General features: G+C 44.8%; 19 protein-coding genes and 2 pseudogenes. 9 read left to right on the top strand and 12 right to left on the bottom strand.

Translation table 11 applies throughout. The features are described from left to right. The 3 genes and pseudogenes from V5298_RS14965 to V5298_RS14975 form a co-directional block, all read right to left on the bottom strand. Positions 1–200: pseudogene (locus V5298_RS14965) on the bottom strand (efflux RND transporter periplasmic adaptor subunit); the annotation flags it as partial. A 243-nt stretch (positions 201–443) separates the two neighbouring features. Then, entirely contained in the window at positions 444–842 is a 399-nt protein-coding gene (locus tag V5298_RS14970) for an OsmC family protein (RefSeq protein ID WP_332932254.1), read from the bottom strand. A gap of 13 nt (positions 843–855) precedes the next feature. Next, on the bottom strand, positions 856–1,692 hold the full coding sequence (locus tag V5298_RS14975; protein WP_332932255.1) for a CvfB family protein: 837 nt from the start codon (positions 1,690–1,692) through the stop codon (positions 856–858). A 66-nt stretch (positions 1,693–1,758) separates the two neighbouring features. On the opposite strand from V5298_RS14975, the gene V5298_RS14980 reads away from it, so the two are divergent. From V5298_RS14980 to V5298_RS14995, 4 genes are read left to right on the top strand one after another with little or no spacing between them, the layout of a single operon-like run. Further along, positions 1,759–2,502 carry a 5-oxoprolinase subunit PxpA gene (locus tag V5298_RS14980; RefSeq protein ID WP_332932256.1) on the top strand — a complete coding sequence of 248 codons (744 nt, stop codon included), beginning with the start codon at positions 1,759–1,761 and terminating at the stop codon, positions 2,500–2,502. Positions 2,503–2,516: 14 nt separating this feature from the next. Next, positions 2,517–3,206 (top strand): allophanate hydrolase subunit 1, encoded by a 690-nt coding sequence (locus V5298_RS14985; RefSeq protein ID WP_332932257.1) that lies wholly within the window; start codon positions 2,517–2,519, stop codon positions 3,204–3,206. Then, positions 3,196–4,134, top strand: coding sequence for a biotin-dependent carboxyltransferase family protein (locus V5298_RS14990; protein WP_332932258.1), 939 nt, complete (start codon positions 3,196–3,198; stop codon positions 4,132–4,134). Before V5298_RS14985 ends, V5298_RS14990 begins: the two co-directional genes overlap by 11 nt. A 10-nt stretch (positions 4,135–4,144) precedes the next feature. Continuing rightward, entirely contained in the window at positions 4,145–5,011 is an 867-nt protein-coding gene (locus V5298_RS14995; RefSeq protein WP_332932259.1) for an aminotransferase class IV, read from the top strand. Between the two features lie 43 nt (positions 5,012–5,054). Here the strand turns inward: V5298_RS14995 and fur are convergent, their stop codons facing one another. The 6 genes and pseudogenes from fur to V5298_RS15025 form a co-directional block, all read right to left on the bottom strand. Continuing rightward, a complete protein-coding gene (fur, locus tag V5298_RS15000) occupies positions 5,055–5,483 on the bottom strand; it encodes a ferric iron uptake transcriptional regulator (protein WP_332932260.1) in 429 nt (142 codons plus the stop codon). Between the two features lie 204 nt (positions 5,484–5,687). After that, on the bottom strand, positions 5,688–6,215 hold the full coding sequence (gene fldA / locus V5298_RS15005) for a flavodoxin FldA (protein WP_332932261.1): 528 nt from the start codon (positions 6,213–6,215) through the stop codon (positions 5,688–5,690). Positions 6,216–6,247: 32 nt separating this feature from the next. After that, complete coding sequence (locus tag V5298_RS15010; protein ID WP_332932262.1) at positions 6,248–6,466, bottom strand: DUF2788 domain-containing protein; 219 nt, start codon at positions 6,464–6,466, stop codon at positions 6,248–6,250. Positions 6,467–6,573: 107 nt separating this feature from the next. Further along, positions 6,574–7,353 (bottom strand): alpha/beta fold hydrolase, encoded by a 780-nt coding sequence (locus V5298_RS15015; protein ID WP_332932263.1) that lies wholly within the window; start codon positions 7,351–7,353, stop codon positions 6,574–6,576. A 73-nt stretch (positions 7,354–7,426) separates the two neighbouring features. Further along, positions 7,427–7,819 (bottom strand): H-NS family nucleoid-associated regulatory protein, encoded by a 393-nt coding sequence (locus tag V5298_RS15020; RefSeq protein ID WP_332932264.1) that lies wholly within the window; start codon positions 7,817–7,819, stop codon positions 7,427–7,429. 144 nt (positions 7,820–7,963) lie between these two features. Beyond that, positions 7,964–8,551, bottom strand: a pseudogene (locus tag V5298_RS15025) (4Fe-4S dicluster domain-containing protein); the annotation flags it as partial. A gap of 387 nt (positions 8,552–8,938) precedes the next feature. Here V5298_RS15025 and V5298_RS15030 point away from each other — a divergent pair. Together V5298_RS15030 and V5298_RS15035 are read left to right on the top strand one after the other, a co-directional pair. Further along, positions 8,939–9,691 (top strand): electron transfer flavoprotein subunit beta/FixA family protein, encoded by a 753-nt coding sequence (locus V5298_RS15030; RefSeq protein WP_332932265.1) that lies wholly within the window; start codon positions 8,939–8,941, stop codon positions 9,689–9,691. Beyond that, positions 9,688–10,617: an electron transfer flavoprotein subunit alpha/FixB family protein gene (locus V5298_RS15035; RefSeq protein WP_332932266.1), complete on the top strand. Its 930-nt coding sequence runs from the start codon at positions 9,688–9,690 to the stop codon at positions 10,615–10,617. Before V5298_RS15030 ends, V5298_RS15035 begins: the two co-directional genes overlap by 4 nt. Positions 10,618–10,662: 45 nt before the next feature. On the opposite strand, the gene V5298_RS15040 is transcribed toward V5298_RS15035, so the two are convergent. Then, positions 10,663–10,971: an isoamylase early set domain-containing protein gene (locus V5298_RS15040; protein ID WP_332932267.1), complete on the bottom strand. Its 309-nt coding sequence runs from the start codon at positions 10,969–10,971 to the stop codon at positions 10,663–10,665. A 343-nt stretch (positions 10,972–11,314) separates the two neighbouring features. On the opposite strand from V5298_RS15040, the gene V5298_RS15045 reads away from it, so the two are divergent. The 3 genes from V5298_RS15045 to V5298_RS15055 all read left to right on the top strand — a co-directional run bounded on the left by V5298_RS15045 (position 11,315) and on the right by V5298_RS15055 (position 16,147). Further along, complete coding sequence (locus V5298_RS15045) at positions 11,315–12,529, top strand: efflux RND transporter periplasmic adaptor subunit (RefSeq protein WP_332932268.1); 1,215 nt, start codon at positions 11,315–11,317, stop codon at positions 12,527–12,529. Further along, positions 12,529–15,663, top strand: coding sequence for an efflux RND transporter permease subunit (locus tag V5298_RS15050; RefSeq protein WP_332932269.1), 3,135 nt, complete (start codon positions 12,529–12,531; stop codon positions 15,661–15,663). The genes V5298_RS15045 and V5298_RS15050 overlap by 1 nt, the downstream gene beginning before the upstream one ends. A gap of 112 nt (positions 15,664–15,775) precedes the next feature. Beyond that, a complete protein-coding gene (locus V5298_RS15055; RefSeq protein ID WP_332932270.1) occupies positions 15,776–16,147 on the top strand; it encodes a hypothetical protein in 372 nt (123 codons plus the stop codon). A gap of 47 nt (positions 16,148–16,194) precedes the next feature. Here the strand turns inward: V5298_RS15055 and V5298_RS15060 are convergent, their stop codons facing one another. Together V5298_RS15060 and V5298_RS15065 are read right to left on the bottom strand one after the other, a co-directional pair. After that, entirely contained in the window at positions 16,195–17,385 is a 1,191-nt protein-coding gene (locus V5298_RS15060; protein WP_332932271.1) for an amino acid aminotransferase, read from the bottom strand. A gap of 105 nt (positions 17,386–17,490) precedes the next feature. Next, the coding region (locus V5298_RS15065) for an NRDE family protein (protein ID WP_332932272.1) at positions 17,491–18,066 on the bottom strand (576 nt) is incomplete at its 5' end.

Genomic DNA, 18,066 nt, shown 5'->3' on the forward strand with positions numbered 1-18,066 from the left:
GCTTCCAATATGGCGGTGGTGGAATAGGTCGAAGTAATGGTTCCCCGACTGATGATTTCGGCCTCCACAGGAATGGTAATGAAGGACGCATCCTGTGTGTGTTCACTGACAGCATCGGCATTTTCACAACCTGCAAGGAGAATGCAAAGACTCATCGATAACGCCGTGGTGGTAATGGTGCGCGTGTAATTGAAATCCATGGTAGATACCTGTTATTCATATTTTTATATATTTGCAGACGAATTGCATTCGCCATGCCAGCGAGAAAATATAATTTTTGTATAAATAACATAGGGTTATGGATTGTGGAAAAAATGCAGTTCGCAACAAAAAAACAAAAGTTAGTTATAATGACTAATAGGTGGCGAAAATGATTAAGGGTGTTCCTAAAAGGGGAAGGGGGCAAAGTACCTGCTAGGTGGTACTTTGCGCAATAAAGCAGATTAGACTTCGATGATCTCGTAACGGGTTTCGATATCAACTTTACCGCTTAACATCAGCATCACAGAACAGTATTTTTCTGCTGACAGGCTCACGGCCCGTGCCACGGCTTTTTCAGTTAATTGTGTACCCGAGACTTTGTAGTTCGCAATGATCTTTGTGAATACTTTGGGGGCCGATTCAGCCCGTTCTGCTTCCAGTTCACATTCACAGTGATGGATATCAAAACGGCCTTTTTTAAGTATTTCTACCACATCAATACTGGAACAGGCGCCGGTTGCCAATAGTACCGATTCCATGGGCGATACTGCTTTTCCTTCACCGTCCATCACCATTTTATAACCCGATTCGGTGGTGCCACTAAAGGTGAGATCTTTATCCCAAACAACATTTGCTTTCATAATATTCCTTGTATCAAACAAGTCTGATGGTGTTTTTATCAATGGTAATTAAGCGTTGTTTGTACAACGCTCCAATTGCTTTCTTATACGCCGCTTTACTAACATTAAAGTGGGCGTAAATTTCTTCTGGCTGACTTTTATCTGTTAGGGTTGAAATGCCACCATGATTTTTCAGATCGTCTAAAATGGCTTCTTCTAAGGATTGGCGGCCTGCTTTGTCTACCCGCTGTAATGCCACATCAATTTTCCCATCTGGGCGAACGGTTTTAATTACGGCGTCAGTTTCATCCCCGATTTTTAATTTCTTAAATGCGTCACTATGAAAAATAAGCCCTAAATATTGCTTATTAATAACAACTTTAAAGCCGAGCTCTGTTTTGGCGTAGACCATGCAGCTAACACTATCGCCCTCGTTAAGATAGGGCGCGCTTTCAGCCAAAAATTTATGCAGTTTGGTTGCTCCCAGTACCCGTTGGGTGTTTTCGTCATAGTAGATATGCACGACATAGTTCATGCCTACATTCACTGGGCTTTCTTGCATACCTGAAGGTACGAGGAGATCTTTATTAAGTCCCCAGTGGAAAAAGGCACCAAAGTGGGCCACACCCACCGCTTTGAGAATGACGGTTTCACCGCACTGAGCAAGTGGCGGCGTGGTCCAGGAGACAAGGGTACCAGTCTCATCGGTTGCCACAAACACTGCAATTTCTTCGCCTGTCTTGAGGGAACGGGTGTTGTTCTCGTTAGGCAATAAAACTAACGGATCATCAGGATCGCCGGAAGTAAGGTGAAAACCAAAGGGGAGGGCTTCTTTAACCTGTAACGTGTTGATTTTGCCAATTTGTATCATCGGAACTGACTGTTTTAGGAAATACAGGTAACATAATAACGAATTGTGTTGAACAGAAAAACCATTATGAAGTTGAATTGCGATTTAGGTGAAAGTTTTGGTGTTTGGACCATGCCGGTTGATGATGCCGTAATGCCCCTTATTGACCAGGCAAACATTGCGTGTGGCTTTCATGGCGGCGATCCCTTGGTGATGGCAAAAGCCATTGGTAGCGCCTTAGCCAATGATGTCAGCATCGGTGCCCATCCCAGTTATCCCGATCTGCAGGGGTTTGGTCGTCGTTCTATGGCAATGGCGTCAGAGGAATTAAGAAGCTGTATTCAATATCAGGTTGCGGCGTTAATGGGGATGGCAGCCTGCCAAGGGGCAAAAGTCACCCATGTTAAACCTCATGGTGCTCTTTATAACGATATGATGAAATCTCCTTCGGTACGTCAGGTTATTATGGAAGCCGTGAGTCAGCTAGGAAACGGCCAGTTGTCATTAGTGCTGCAAGCTCACCCCAATGCAGAACAGTTCCGTAATGAAGCCGACCAATATGGCTTGAAACTCCTCTTTGAAGCCTTTGCCGACAGACGTTATACCGATGAGGGGTTTTTAATGTCTCGTCAGGAAAAAGGGGCGGTATTGGATCACACGCTTGCCCATGAACAGGTAAAAGGCTTGTTAGAACATGGCATTGTTGTGACCCAAAGCGGGATGGAAATGCCGTTAGAGGCGGACACGCTGTGCGTGCATGGTGATTCTCCTGGCGCCGTCGCCATGGTGCGGCAGTTTCGCACCTTGCTCGATGCACAATCCAGCCATTAAACAGAGAGGTTAAGTTGCAGCCATTTGATTTTATCTGTCATATTGAACCGGCGGGCATAGATGGACTTATCTTCTATTTTTCCGGAGACGACAGCAGACAAACCAACGCCCGTGTTGCTTGTTGCTATCAAGCTCTTAAAGATAAAAACCCAGCCTGGTTAAAAGAAGCCATTCCTGCCTATGATTCATTGCTCGTTGTTTTTAAGGTGGCACAAATAGACAGCCATGGTGTGTATGCCTTTTTGCGTCATTTGCCCATGGCGTTACACGAACAAACGGCGATTAAAAAACACAAGATCCCTGTTTGGTATGGTGCTCCCCAAGCCAATGATCTAGCCCTGGTATCTACTCATACCGGCCTGACAGAAAAAGAAATTATTACATTGCATACAAGCACCGTCTATCGGGTATACGCCGTAGGCTTTGCCCCGGGTTTTGCTTACTTGGGCGATAGCGCCGAAAAATTGAATGTGCCCCGACGGGACACACCGAGAACCAAGGTGCCGGCAGGCGCGGTGGCAATTGCCGATAGGCAAAGTGCCGTTTATCCGAATACGTCTCCGGGTGGCTGGCATTTATTAGGTATGTCGCCTATGAAAATGGTGGATACAAGTAATGCTGTCGCCGGTCGATTACAAATGGGAGATGAAGTGTCCTTTTTTGCCATTGATGAAACGCAATATCGGAGTTGGCATGAGCAATAACAGCGTCTCTGTAGAACACACGCAAATGCGCTCAATCATCGTTGATGGGGGAAGAACCAGTGGACAAAGCGAAGGCTTTTGTGAAGCTGGCGCCATGGATGATTTGGCATACAATTTCGCCAATTATTTAGCCGCCAATCCTTCTAATACGCCGGCACTGGAGGTGATGGGCAGCCTTACGCTGGGGTTTCATTGTGATGCCACTATCGCAGTGTGTGGGCCAAGTTGTATTCTCTTAATTGATGGTCAGCAGTCACCATGCTGGCGCAGTGTGACCATTAAACGGGATCAAACCGTCACGATATCCTCAGAACGCATGGGCCAGCGCGCCTATGTTGCCATTCATGGGCAATGGGACGTACCCACAATACACGGTTCAGCCTGTACGGTGATAAGAGAACAACTCGGAGGACTTAGTGGTACTGGCAAAGCCCTCGCCAACAAAGATAAAATCAGCGGTGAGTTTAGCCTGACTGGGGGACAACGAGAATTGCCCGTTCACCAGCGTCCACCCTATTCATTGGCCGAACCTCTTGATGTTGTGAGCGGTTATCAAAGCGGGGCGTTTAGCGACTACGGGTTGGCGTTGTTTTATTCTTCTGAATATCAGGTTTCGCCGCAATGCGACCGTATGGGGTACCGTTTATCGGGACCATCAATCAGTGCTAACAGCAAAGTGATGCGCTCAGAAGGCATTAATTTAGGTTCTGTTCAAGTGCCGGGAGACGGCCAGCCCATTATAATGATGCGTGACCGTCAAACATTAGGGGGTTACCCTAAAATAGGTGCCGTGGCAGCCTATGATATCTATCGATTGGCGCAGTCAGTACCCGGTGATGTGATTTCCTTTCGGAATGTGGATATGAATAATGCCCGAGGAAATTGGTTACTGAAGCAACGTATATTTTCAAATTTAACGAAAGGTTAATGCACGCGATATGACAATAGCATTTTTAAATGGTGAGTTTTTACCCCTTGAGCATGCACAGATATCTCCCATGGACAGAGGTTTTCTTTTTGGTGACGGTATCTACGAAGTCGTGCCCACATTAGGGGGAAAACCCGTTGGGTTAGCTTGGCATCTTGAGCGCCTAAACGATGGTCTTACGGCACTGGATATTACCAATCCAAATTCTGATGAAGCCTGGACGCAACTGATTAATCAGTTAGTTGCTCAAAATGCTGAAGGGTTAAATTCCGATAGCGTTGGGGTTTACATTCAGGTTACCCGCGGCACGGTTATGCAACGTGCTCACGGATTTCCCGAGAACGTAACCCCCACCGTCTTTGCGTTTGCATTCGCCTCCGCGGCGCCGCCGGTACCCGACAGAGAAAAGGTGAAAGTGTTTTCGGTGATCACTGCCCAGGATCGTCGTTGGCAACGTTGCAATATTAAATCAACGTCGTTGTTGGGTAATGTTTTGCATTATCAACAAGGCAATGAGGCGGGGAAACAGGAAACGATCCTGTATAACGATGCCCACGAAATCACTGAAGCCAGTGCATGTAATATTTTTATCGTACGTGATGGTGAAATAATGACGCCGCCACAGGATAATCAAATCTTGCCGGGGATCACGCGCAGGATCGTGATCGAAAGTTTGGCCAGAGATGGAATGCAGGTTACACAGCAGCCTATCACATTAGAACAACTGCGCAATGCGGATGAAGTTTGGCTTACCAGTTCGAGTAAAGAGATTGCACCAGTGACCATTGTTGACGATAAGGCGGTGGGCGATGGTAACGTCGGGGCGATGTGGTTAAAGGCAATTACCAGCTTTAACAAGTATAAATTTGAATGGTAATAGAAAGAAAAACGCCTGCGTATAGCAGGCGTTTGCGAGCCTATTAATCGTCTGCTGAATCACACTTGCCATCGGTACATTCACCGTAAAGGTACAGGCTGTGATGGGTCAATTTGATGTTGTTGCGTTCCGCTATTTCGATTTGACGCTGTTCGATGACATCATCTTCAAACTCGATAACTTTTCCGCACTTCAAACACACTAAGTGATCATGATGTTCTTTGTGGCTGATTTCAAAAACAGATTTTCCACCTTCAAAGTGATGTCTGTTTAATATACCGGCATCATCAAACTGATTAAGCACACGATAAACAGTGGCAAGACCTATTTCTTCACCCTGTTCGATGAGTATTTTATATACGTCTTCAGCACTTATATGCTGATTAGCGGGCTCCTGCAGAATCTGCAAAATTTTTAAGCGGGGCAGGGTGACTTTTAAGCCAGCTTTTTTGAGTTCTTTATTTTGGTCCATAGATTACCACTTCTGGAAGCTCTTAAATTTAACGCTCATTATAGGTGCTTTGCATAGATTTAAAAGTAAAAGCCTGTTTTTGTCGATAAAAATTAAACAATGTGGGTTTGCACGAATATTTAGCTGGGATATTAGCGCGAATAAGTAAAGAAATTGCAAGGAAAATACATAAAAGCAAAACGGGCATATGCCCGTTTACTTGTGTTAATCGGCGAGTTCCGAAAGGCAAAGTTCTTCGTGAAGTTGCTTACACCAAGCTTTTACCCTTTCTTCTGTTAATTCAGGTTGGCGATCTTCATCGATACCTAAGCCAACAAAATGTGTGTCATCAGCCATGCCTTTAGAGGCTTCAAAATCGTAGCTATCAGTTGGCCATTGACCCACAAGAATCGCACCGCGAGCTTCAACAATATCTCTGATCATGCCCATGGCATCGAGGAAATATTCTGCGTAATCTTCTTGATCGCCACAGCCAAAAATCGCCACAAGTTTGTCATTGAAATCGATTTCTTCGAGTTCGGGGAAAAAATCGTCCCAATCGCATTGTGCTTCACCGTAGTACCAGGTAGGAATACCAAAAATCAGAAGATCAAATTCTGCAATTTGCTCTTTACTGCTTTTCGCAATGTCATGGACATCGATGAGATTTTTACCCAGTTCTTTTTGAATCATTTTAGCGACATGTTCGGTATTACCCGTGTCGCTACCGAAAAACAAGCCTACACTTGCCATAATAACCCTCTAAGTTGTACTTGAATCAGATATCACACACCCGTACTTAGCCAGATAAGTTCGATAACCCCTTTGGCAACAAAGCCAAGAGCGCCGAGCCCCAATACGCCATAAGCGACGACTCGACCAATAAGTGGCACGTCATTTTTTTTAAGCACATCGTGTACGGCATACCCCATTAGTGCAAATAAGCCAATCAGGGTGATATACAGTACGATGGACTCAATTAATTCGTAATTTTCAGCAAGCATAATGTTACTAACCAATAAATCGGCGCAAACTATAGCACACAATAACGGCGTATCGCAGGGGAACACACGTAATAATGCACCGAGAAAACATTCATCTGACTAATGACTTATAGATTTAAAATGTGTTTTTCAACCACGCGATTAAAAGTCGTGGGTTTTTCTGCATGAAGCCAGTGTCCAGCGTTATCAATAATATGGGCTTTTGCCTTTGGAAAATAGTGTTGGATGGTCGGTTGCATCGCCACGGTAATATAATCGGATTGGCTGCCTTTAATAAACAAGCAGGGTTTGTCAAAAATGGCGTCAGGCTCTGGCCAGCCTTTAATCTGGTCATAGTGGGCGGCTAAATCATCTAGGTGAAAGCGCCAATACCATTGACCTTTATCATTTTCCGCTAAGCTTTTAAGTAAAAACTGGCGTACGCCCGCTTCTTTGATACCCACTTGTAGTTGCTTGTCTGCGTCAACGCGGGAATGTACTTGCTCAAGCGATACATTCTGTAGCGCTGTGATGATGTCAGTATGTCGTGGTGGATAACTTACCGGTGCAATATCCGCAACGATTAGATCATCGATACGCTCTGGATAAGTCAGGGCCGTTAGCATGGCAACCTTGCCGCCAAGAGAGTGTCCGAGTAAACCGATTTTTTTATGGGAAAATTGATCCAACAGGCTTATGAGCCCAGACATGCACACAGACAAAGAGAAATTATCAACATGGGGCGATTTACCATGATCAGGCAGGTCGATTGCCAAAATACTGACTTTATCTTTGAAATGTCGTTGTATCACACTGAGATTATCGAGAGAGCCAAACAGACCATGAATAAGTACTAACAGATAATCGTTACCCCCTTCGGTATAACGATAATGTAAGGGTTCGGCCATGGGGATGTCCTAAACACAAAATATAAAGCAATGGCGACATAACGTCGCCATTAAACAGGAAAGCTAAATAAAGCTAGATGGTAAAATCGTCGAGACTTTTTCCATTGTCCAACGCTTCTTTATAGACCCGTGGCATACGACCAATGCCGGTCCACAGATGTTCTTCACCTTGGGCGTCAGTTAATTTATATTTGACTGGACGTTTTTTACCTGTTGGTTTTTTTTCTACAATTGAAGACTCCAGATCACTGACATCAAGACCCGCTTCTTCTAGTTGCTTTTGTATTTCAGCAATTTTTTGTAGTTTTTGCTGTTTTACTTTCTCTTCCTCAAGCGCTTTTTGTTTACGTTTATCGATAATATTAGAAAGTTTGTCTTGCACAGATTCAAGTTCTGTAAGACTTAATTCCTTTACCGCACCTTGTAAACGTCTTCCGTGAGTTAATATATCTAAAAAATCACTCATTAATTACCCTTAAGTTTTGATTTCTATCAGTCAAAAGGGATGATAATTAAAATATGTAAAAATTAAAAGCTACTTCGCAAAGCTTTTTTGAAATTTTGTTTATAAATGATTTCTTTTTAATAAAATTTAATTTTTTAACATTTTTTACATATTTGGGTAGGTCGCTCCACCACCGCCTTCAGGTACAGTCCGCGTTATATTTTGTGAAGGATCTTTTATATCGCAGGCTTTACAGCGGATGCAATTTTGCGGGTGTATCTTAAACCATCTTATCGCTTCCTCTTCGATAATTTCATATTCCCCAGCAGGACAGTATCTTTGTGCCGGTTCGTCAAATTTAGGTAAATTTACTGTCAGCGGTATATTTTTGTCCGCTAGCTGTAAAAGACAGGGTTGATCTTCATCATGATGGGTATTTGACAAATAAACGGAAGATAACTTGTCGAAGTTCAAAATGCCGTAGGGTTTAGGGTATGTTATGGCTTGAATCTGTTTTAACTCTCTATTTAGCCATGAACATTTAAAATCCTGTTTGCAGGATGACAACAGGGTACCGGCCTCACCTTTGGTAATGGCGTCAAAAACACTTTGTGCAGCAATTAGTCCTGATTTCATACGCTGAAATTCATCAAAGGGGCTTAGTGCGAGGTTGGCGTAATTTAAATCGATGATTAAGCCAACAAAGACCTGATTGTTTTCGGCATGATACAGATAACCACCACCGGTGGTCTCACTGCAGGCTGCGGAGAAATCCACTGCGGGAGCACACAATGACGACGTCTAATGCCATTGATTCAGGTTCCATTATTTCCCCCTTAGTCTCAATGTCATTGATTGATGTGTGTGAGATAAACCGATTTTGTGTGTGAGATAAACCGATATAAACAATATAGTGTCATAATTTGTAGTTGACGTTTACGTTATCTGGAAGTACATTGCACTATGGTTTACGTTAACGTAAAGTTAAAAAAGATGTCTACTTGCTTTTGCTTTGGCATAACGTTAGGCAACAAAATCTGCCCAGCGCTATAGGCGTTAAGGGAATGCAGGATTTTTTATTCGAGTCATGGGGTTAATGGCTATATTTAATAACAACGTCTCAATTGCTTGAGGTATTCAATGAAAGTACTTGTACCCGTAAAACGCGTAATTGATTACAACGTCAAAGTTCGCGTGAAATCTGATGAGTCAGGGGTTGATCTGACAAACACCAAAATGGCACTAAACCCGTTTTGTGAAATTGCTGTGGAAGAAGCCATAAGACTAAAAGAGAAAGGTCTCGCGTCTGAGGTGGTGGTGGTCTCTATCGGCACGAAAGCGTGTCAGGAACAGATCCGCACCGCACTCGCTTTAGGCGCTGACAGAGGGATTCATGTGGATACCGACACCGACCTTGATTCTTTGAGGGTTGCGAAAATTCTTGCCTGTCTTGTGGAAGAAGAAAAACCGAATCTGGTGATCTTAGGAAAACAAAGTATCGATTCAGATAATAATCAGACCGGTCAAATGCTAGCGGCATTAACCAATATGCCCCAGGGTACATTTGCCTCAGAACTGATTGTGGATGGTGAGACGATTACCGTTACCCGGGAAGTGGATGGTGGACTGCAAACCCTGTCACTGTCATTACCGGCGGTGATCACCACCGATTTACGCTTGAATGAACCTCGCTATGCCTCTTTGCCTAATATCATGAAAGCAAAGCGTAAACCCTTAGCAGTGAAGGCGGCGACGGAGTTTGGTGTGGATCTAACGCCCAAAGTGAAGGTAGTTAAAGTGGAAACACCGCCTCAACGTCAAAGTGGAGTTATGGTTTCAGATGTCGCAGAACTGGTTGATAAATTAAAAAATGAAGCAAAGGTGATTTCATGAGTATTTTAATTATTGCAGAGCATGACAATACCCAAGTAAAACCTGAAACAGCAAAACTCGTACATGCGGCGCAAAAGATCAGCGGCGATATCACTATTCTGGTTGCAGGTCATGAATGTCAAAGTGCTGCAAGTGCCGCGGCGTCACTATCTGGGGTATCAAAGGTGTTATGTGCTGATGATGTGGCTTTGGCACACCAGTTAGCCGAGCCAGTAAGTGAACTGGTGGTGAGTTTAGCGTCAGCGTACACGCATATTCTTGCCGCAGCGACAACCACAGGTAAGAACTTTATGCCTCGGGTAGCCGCTTTACTGGATGTATCGCAAATTTCCGACATCATTGCTATTCACGATGACAATACCTTTGTGCGCCCTATATACGCAGGTAACGCCATTGCCACAGTTACATCCGAAGAAGCGACCCATATTTTAACCGTACGTACCACGGCATTTGATGCGGTTGATAAGGATGGAAATGCCAGTGTTGAAACGGTGGCGTTCTCCAGTGCCACGCCAGCGAAATCGGCGTTTGTTAAAGTCACAGAGACGAAATCAGAACGTCCGGAACTGACAGCCGCAGATATCGTGATTTCAGGTGGTCGGGGCATGCAAAATGGCGACAATTTTGCCTTGCTTGAGGGGATCGCCGATAAGCTGGATGCGGCCATTGGTGCATCACGAGCCGCGGTCGATGCCGGCTTTGTACCTAACGATATGCAGGTAGGGCAAACAGGCAAAATTGTGGCCCCCCAGCTTTATATTGCGGTAGGAATATCAGGGGCTATTCAGCACCTTGCTGGTATGAAAGATTCAAAAGTGATTGTTGCCATAAATAAAGACGAAGATGCGCCTATTTTTCAGGTGGCAGACTATGGTCTCGTCGGCGACTTGTTTGAAATACTTCCCCAATTAGAGCAGGCGCTGTAATAAACGATTGGGCCGCCATAGGCGGCCTAGGTTTATTGGGGTAGGTTAAACCCGGACAACGGAATTATCTTCTAAACTTATTGGTGACGGCTGATAGTCATCGGCTTCCCAATCGTTTTCCCAAACCGCGTCATCAATCAAGTATCTAAATTGATATTCAGTGTCAGTATCTAAGGCGAGTGTTTGTGTGAAGTCGCCGTTTTTCAGTTTCTTCATGGGCGGGACGGCTTTGTCCCAAGCATTAAAATCTCCCACCAAGCGCGCTGTCTTAGCTTCCCCAACTTCTTTAGCATTAAGGCGGAAAGTAACCTTACAAACGGGTTTTGTTTTCAGATACTGTTTTTTTAAACTCATGTGAGCCCTCTTAATAACTAGCAGATTTTCCTCTTCCAACTTAAGACTAAAAAACAATCAATTCAAGCGCTTTAGTGTTAATTTTTAATATAATATTTGTTGCTATAATGTGGGTCGATTTTGACGCTGATTTATCCGCAGACGTGGGATGCTTTTATTGATCATGGACGATGAAATAAAATTTAACACTCTTACATGGGCGCTTTATAGAATATCAGGGTACACTGAATAATCGCTGGCTCATTTTGCCTGCCAATGGCTTGCTTAGCCATGCCAGTTCATTTACTCACATGAGTGACCGAGGGCTAGTACCGTTGCCCTAGGTATTTAAAAAGGAAGTTAAATGTCTACACGTGGTTGGCTTAAAATCATCGGTCCTTTTGTGGTAATTATGTTAGCCGTGTTCATTGCAACAGTGATGGTGCTAATTAAAACACCGCCAGATAAAACCCCTATTGACGTCAAGCCGCTTCTGGTCGAAGCTCATCCGGTTACGCGTACTCAAACTCAATTTGTTGTGCGCTCCCAGGGCAATGTTATGCCTAAAAATCAAACCCGCCTAAGTACGCAGGTCAGCGGCAATGTGGTGCAACTGGCAGCGGAGTTCGAAGTTGGCAGATTGGTACCCAAAGGCGCGCTTTTAGCTGTATTGGAACAAGAAGATTACGAAACGGAATTACGTTTAGCCGAAGCTGAACTGGCGCAAGCACAGGCCGCATTAGAAGAAGAGATTGCCCGGGGACGGGTCGCGGAAACCGAGTGGCGTTCGGTAAATAGTGTCGTGCCACCGCAATTGGGTTTACGTAAACCTCAACTGGCAATGGAACAAGCCAATGTAAAAGCAGCGAAGGCCAAATACGACAGAGCTAAACGCAACCTGTCGCGCACAAAATTGCGTGCCCCATACAACGGAATTGTGGTGGAACGCACCATTAATCTTGGCCAGTTTGTCGCCGCTGGGGCGCAAGTGGGTATCCTATATTCCACCGACGTTGCGGAAATTCGCTTGCCGATCATAGAATCAGAGCTTCCCTTTGTGGATCTTCAGTCTGATGGTATTCAATCCACGGCCATCACCCTTAAAGCTAACGCGGCAGGTAAAATGCAGCAATGGTCAGCACGATTAGTGCGCACCGAAGGGATTTTTGATGCCACAAGTCGGGTCATGTATGTGGTTGCTCAACTGGATGATCCCTATAACCAAAAGTCAAAGGATGATGGCCATATTTTACGTTATGGGCAGTTTGTTGAAGCGGAAATTATCAGCAATGATAGCCAATCTTTGTTTGTACTACCGCGGCATGTATTGCGACTGGATAATACCGTATTAACCGTTACCCAAGACAGTAAATTGCACATTCAGCCGGTGGAAGTGGTGCGCACAACTGCGACCCATGTTTTTATTAAAGCTGGGTTAGTAGAGGGCACCCAGGTGGTATTTAGTGTGGTGGCCAATCCCTTTGAAGGTATGGCTGTACGCCAACAAGCGCATAACGATGCCATAAGTAACAAGAAGGAAAGGTTAACCGCTCCAATAAGCACTGATGGAGCATCTTGATGAACAAGAATGATACACATACCGGTATGATTGCTTGGTTCGCCCGCAATAGTGTTGCCGCCAATTTGCTTATGTTTATCTTAATCATTGGCGGTATTTTTTCTGCCCTGTCCATTCAAAAGCAAGTTTTTCCTGCCTTCGAAATTAATGTGATCAACGTGCGCGTACCTTATTTAGGGGCGGCACCGCAGGAAGTGGAAGAAGGGGTCATACTGAAGATTGAAGAGGCCGTAAAAGATCTCGACGGTATTAAACAAATGACTTCAACCGCACAAGAAGGCCTCGCCACCGTCAGTATTGAAGTGGAAGAAGATTACGATGTGCAATCGGTACTCGACGAAATTAAGGTGCAGGTGGATGCGATTCCCAGCTTTCCCGGTAATACCGAAAAGCCAGTGGTATACAGGCAAAAAATTCAGCAGGATGTGATCTGGATATCGGTGCATGGGGAGGCATCAGAACGTGAGCTCAAAGAGTTTGCTAAACAAATACGCGATGATATTGCTAACTTGCCGGGCATTTCATCGGCGTCCATTGTGGGGGCGCGCGATTACGAAGTCGCCATAGAAATATCGGAACTGGCGTTACAGAAATACAATCTTACCTTTACTGATGTGGTGAATGTGGTTCGTCAATCCAGTATTGATTTACCGGGTGGAGCGATAAAAACAGACAATGGGGATATTTTACTGCGAACCAAAGGCCAAGCTTACCGTGGCGAAGATTTTTCTAACATCGTATTGCTCAATGACAGCAGCGGTTCTCGGGTGACCTTAGGTGATGTTGCGAAAATAAACGATGGATTTGTTGAGGATGAACAGTTTTCCCAGTTTGATGGTAAATCTGCCATTCATATTCGGGTGCGAGCCGTAGGCGATCAAAATGCCCTTGATATTTCTAAACAAGTTAATCAATACCTAGCAGAGCACAAAGACACGTTTCCTCCCCAAATTGCGGCGGATAGTTGGGGGGACAGCTCATTTTATTTATCTGATCGATTAAATATGATGCTGGAAAATATGTTTTTCGGCGCCTTATTGGTATTTCTGGTGTTGTCTTTGTTTCTTAAAATCAAACTGGCGTTTTGGGTGATTTGGGGACTGCCGGTATGCTTTTTAGGAGCGCTATTTGTCATGCCCATGGAACCCATTGGTGTGTCTATTAACATGTTGAGTTTATTTGCCTTTATTCTTGTGCTGGGGATCGTGGTGGATGATGCCATCATTATGGGGGAATCGGCTTATTCTGAAATAGACAAAAAAGGGCATAGTCCTGAAAATGTCATTGTTGGCGTAAAGAAGGTGGCAATGCCCGCCACCTTTGGTGTACTGACCACTGTTGCCGCTTTTACCCCTATGTTGATGGTCTCGGGCCCTTTCGGCGTGATATGGAAAACCATCGGCTGGGTGGTGATCGTGTGTTTAGTGTTTTCCCTTATCGAATCTAAACTGATCCTCCCTGCCCATCTCGTGCACATGAAGCTGTCACCCTATCGTCCTGAGAAAGCCAATGCCTTTCAGCGTTTTAGAGATTATTTCAGTGAAGGGATAAAGCGTTTTATTGAGGCTATCTATACGCCATTTCTTCGGCGGGCAATCGCCTGGCGCTATCTTACTTTATCGGTTTTTATCGGCATGATGATCCTTACGGTAGGGTTATTTGGCGGTGGGTTAGTTCGCTTTGTGTTTTTCCCTAATATTCCCAGTGATTTTATTACGGCGTCTTTTGAATTGGAGCCGGGCTCCTCTATTTCGCAACGGGATGAAACCCTTCATGTGATGTTAGAGGCCATGCATCGAATGGATGATAAAATTGAACAAGAAACGGGAAATAACATTATTAAACACGCCATTGCCTATGATAATGGCACAAGTAGCGGGCAAGTGTTTGTTGAGCTAACCAAAGGCGAAACCCGTGAAATGACGGATTTTGAGATTCATCAGCGGTGGCGAGATGAAGTCCCAGAGATCCCCGGCATCAAGTCATTCAATATTGGCTCACCGAGTGGAATGGGGGGAGGGGCGGATCTCAGTTTCGAATTTAGCGCTACGGATATTCACCAATTACAAAACATCAGCGATGATTTAAAAGCACAACTTGGTACCTTTGCCGGTGTGACCGATATCAATGATACCTTTGCTGGTGGTAGCGATGAAATACAGCTATCCCTTACGGCACAGGCCCATTCTTTGGGGATTTCATTACAACAGCTCGGTCAGCAGGTGCGATACGGATTTTACGGCGCTGAAGTGCAACGTATTCAACGGGACGATGAAGAAGTCAAAGTCATGGTGCGTTATCCAAAAGAGGCCCGTTCGTCCGTCAGTCATCTGCAACAAATGCGGGTACGTGGCAGCAATGGCGAAGAAATACCCTTTGAAGCAGTAGGGGATATCACCCTTGGCCGTGGCTATGACAAAATTGTTCGGGTAGATGGTAGACGTTCGGTAACAGTTACGGCGAAAGTCGATAAAACCCGCTTAGACCCTGGGGAGATTACCCAACAAGTCATATCGCAGGTTGTGCCAGACTTACTTGCTCGCTACCCCAGTGTTGAATTCAAATTACAGGGTAACTCAAAAGAAGAAGCCGATGCCATGGCCGGTCTGCGAGAAGGGTTATTGTTTGCGCTTTTTGCTATTTACGCCTTGTTAGCCATTCCGCTGCGCTCTTATGGCCAGCCATTAATTATCATGTCGGTGATCCCCTTTGGTATTGTCGGAGCCATATTTGGCCATCTTGTATTGGGGGTGGCGGTGAGTGTGCTATCCATCTGCGGCATCATCGCGCTAACTGGCGTGGTGGTAAATGACAGCTTGATCATGGTGGATTTCGTTAACCGCGCGCGTAATGAAGGATTTCGACTTATCGATGCCATTGTTCAAGCTGGGGCCCAGCGCTTTAGGGCAATTATACTGACATCCATGACAACGTTTTTAGGCTTAATGCCCATTGTCTTTGAGCGAAGTTTGCAAGCACAGGTTGTGATCCCCATGGCTGTCTCTTTGGCATTTGGTATTTTATTTGCCACGGTGATCACTTTAATACTCGTACCTTGCTTGTATCTTATGATGCACGATATTCGCTCGATTTTTACCCGCAACCTTGATGAACCCGTGTCGAATCAGGGCTAGATCGCGATAAAAAACGCCTCAGCCAAAAAATACGTTGTTTTTTTGACCATATAGCTTGATAAGTGTTCGCATATACAGTACTGTTTAAGTATACAGTATTTGTGAGGTGCTTATGAAAACCGGGTTAAAAACAGTAGATAGCCTCATTGAACACTATGGCATACGTGTTCAAGAGGGAAAGGATGCGTCCCAGGCCCTTATGGCGCTACGGGGTGGCGACATGCGTATCAATGCCATGCGTTTACCGTATTGCATCGTACAAAAGATCATGGGGTTACCCGCCCATCGTATGCTTAAACTTCACCAGTGGTACTTGCCTCATAAAAAAGCAAAGTTAGCGGCTTTTCTCATTGACGAGAAAGGGATCATCATAGAACAAGTTTATTATCAACGAGATGCCAAGCATGTTCATGCCTGTAGGAAAGTACAGCAATGTGTAGAAGCCGCACAAAGGCAAGCCAGTATGAAAGGGGTTGCAGCATAAAAAAAGCAGTGCGTAGTAAGCACTGCTTTTTTCGTATTGAGTCTTTTTTATAGTACAGAAACGAGGGCTTTTGCCAGTGCATCTACGTTATTTTTGTTGATGCCAGCCACATTTACACGGCTTGAATCAACGAAATAAACGCTGTGTTTTGCACGCACTTCGCGTACTTGCTCCGGCGAAATACACAAGAAGGAGAACATGCCTTTTTGGGTATTTAAAAAGCTAAAATCTTTGTTTGCGCCATTTTTTTCCAGTCTTTCAACCAGCATGGTACGCAACGTCTGCATGCGATTGCGCATTGCATTAACCTCAGTCACCCATTCAGTTTTCAGGGCATTGTCGGCAAGAATAATGTCAACGAGGGCTGCACCCCAGCTAGGAGGCATGGAATAAATGCCCCGTGCCACTGACTGAATTTGCCCTTGTACAATTTTTCGGGTTTTGCTGTCAGCAGTAACAATGGCTGCCAGACCTGTACGCTCCCGATACAAACCAAAGTTTTTCGAGCAAGAGGCTGCAATAATGACTTCTGGAAGGTTTTCAGCTAACAAACGGATCCCATAGGCATCTTCTTCTAAGCCGTCACCGAAACCTAAATAGGCAACGTCAATGAAAGGAAGAAAACCACGTTCTTGGGCCAGTACTAATATTTGGTCCCACTGCGCGTTGGTTAAATCGGCACCGGTAGGGTTATGACAACAGCCGTGCAACAAGACCACATCACCTTTACCCGTTTGTTTTAATGTTTCCATCATGGCATCAAAGTTAATGCCGGCTGCGGCCTTATCAAAATAAGGGTAGGTCTCAATTTCAAGACCTGCAGAGCCAATTAGCGGAATATGGTTTGCCCAAGTAGGATCACTTACCCACACTTTCGCTTTTTCTGGGCAGCGGGCCAATAATTCAGCCAGTATTCTTAACGCGCCACATCCACCTGGAGCTTGTACGGCAGCAACACGGTCAGCAAGCAATACACCACTTTGATTACCTAAAAGCAGTTGCAACATACCATCAATATAGCCTTGGTGGCCTTGAGGAGTGATGTAAGTCTTGGAGGTTTCACGTTCTAAAAGGATGGTCTGAGCTTTGGCAACAGACGACATAATAGGGGTATTACCTTGCTCATCTTTATAAACACCCACACCCAAATCTATTTTGGCGGAATTGGTGTCTTCGCGAAAAGCGGCAGATAAACCAAGAATAGGGTCAGGAGCGAGTTGGGGCAATACTTCAAACACAGTTTTTCCTCACGTTGCGTGATAATTAAGCGAGTTCGGCATTATGCCACCGCTGGCGCAAAATACGAGCCCTAAAATTCAAATTTTTTTGATTAATTAGGATAATTATTCCAATTCAGTGGAAAATGAAAATTCTGTCTTTCGAAAGGTCACAATATGGCCGTTTTTGTCGAAGGTGCGTTCACACCATTGAGCAAGGCCATTGGGGTCAACCAAGAGCAATGTGGAAGAACGGGTGCCGTACTGTTCACTTTTAATAAAGATAGACGACAGACGTATTTCCCATTCTTGGCCAATGCCGGTATCAGGTAAGGTATGTACATCCGCTTGAGTGGTATCGGCCAACAAATCAAATAGGGTATCTGTAGCAATGGTTTTGTTATGGGTACAGTAATGAGATAGCTTTTCCATTCCCGCCGTGACTTTGGGCCAGGGCGTGTTTAAGGCGTCGTTGGATAGACCAAAAATACCAGGAGTCAGGGCGGTGAAGGTGTTGTCGCGGTTATTGTATACCTGTAGCGACCGCCAGCTACCGTATAACAGGTTATAGCCCTGATACTGATGGCGGGTATCTTCTAATGTTTTGGCAAAGGGCGTGTTTGCTTCTGCTGCATTGAGAAACCCGGTCACTAATTCACCCCGTGACGTTTGTACCGCTTTTTCATGAGCCATGTCACGAAT

The sequence above is a fragment of the Alteromonas sp. 14N.309.X.WAT.G.H12 genome, from assembly GCF_036697315.1.
Taxonomy (GTDB): Bacteria; Pseudomonadota; Gammaproteobacteria; order Enterobacterales; family Alteromonadaceae; genus Alteromonas.

Bases quoted from the DNA above. Each gene is read 5' to 3' on its own strand.
- V5298_RS14970 (WP_332932254.1), bottom strand. From the start codon at position 842: ATGAAAGCAAATGTTGTTTGGGATAAAGATCTCACCTTTAGTGGCACC.
- V5298_RS14975 (WP_332932255.1), bottom strand. From the start codon at position 1,692: ATGATACAAATTGGCAAAATCAACACGTTACAGGTTAAAGAAGCCCTC.
- V5298_RS14980 (WP_332932256.1), top strand. From the start codon at position 1,759: ATGAAGTTGAATTGCGATTTAGGTGAAAGTTTTGGTGTTTGGACCATG.
- V5298_RS14990 (WP_332932258.1), top strand. From the start codon at position 3,196: ATGAGCAATAACAGCGTCTCTGTAGAACACACGCAAATGCGCTCAATC.
- V5298_RS14995 (WP_332932259.1), top strand. From the start codon at position 4,145: ATGACAATAGCATTTTTAAATGGTGAGTTTTTACCCCTTGAGCATGCA.
- fur (WP_332932260.1), bottom strand. From the start codon at position 5,483: ATGGACCAAAATAAAGAACTCAAAAAAGCTGGCTTAAAAGTCACCCTG.
- fldA (WP_332932261.1), bottom strand. From the start codon at position 6,215: ATGGCAAGTGTAGGCTTGTTTTTCGGTAGCGACACGGGTAATACCGAA.
- V5298_RS15010 (WP_332932262.1), bottom strand. From the start codon at position 6,466: ATGCTTGCTGAAAATTACGAATTAATTGAGTCCATCGTACTGTATATC.
- V5298_RS15015 (WP_332932263.1), bottom strand. From the start codon at position 7,353: ATGGCCGAACCCTTACATTATCGTTATACCGAAGGGGGTAACGATTAT.
- V5298_RS15020 (WP_332932264.1), bottom strand. From the start codon at position 7,819: ATGAGTGATTTTTTAGATATATTAACTCACGGAAGACGTTTACAAGGT.
- V5298_RS15030 (WP_332932265.1), top strand. From the start codon at position 8,939: ATGAAAGTACTTGTACCCGTAAAACGCGTAATTGATTACAACGTCAAA.
- V5298_RS15035 (WP_332932266.1), top strand. From the start codon at position 9,688: ATGAGTATTTTAATTATTGCAGAGCATGACAATACCCAAGTAAAACCT.
- V5298_RS15040 (WP_332932267.1), bottom strand. From the start codon at position 10,971: ATGAGTTTAAAAAAACAGTATCTGAAAACAAAACCCGTTTGTAAGGTT.
- V5298_RS15045 (WP_332932268.1), top strand. From the start codon at position 11,315: ATGTCTACACGTGGTTGGCTTAAAATCATCGGTCCTTTTGTGGTAATT.
- V5298_RS15050 (WP_332932269.1), top strand. From the start codon at position 12,529: ATGAACAAGAATGATACACATACCGGTATGATTGCTTGGTTCGCCCGC.
- V5298_RS15055 (WP_332932270.1), top strand. From the start codon at position 15,776: ATGAAAACCGGGTTAAAAACAGTAGATAGCCTCATTGAACACTATGGC.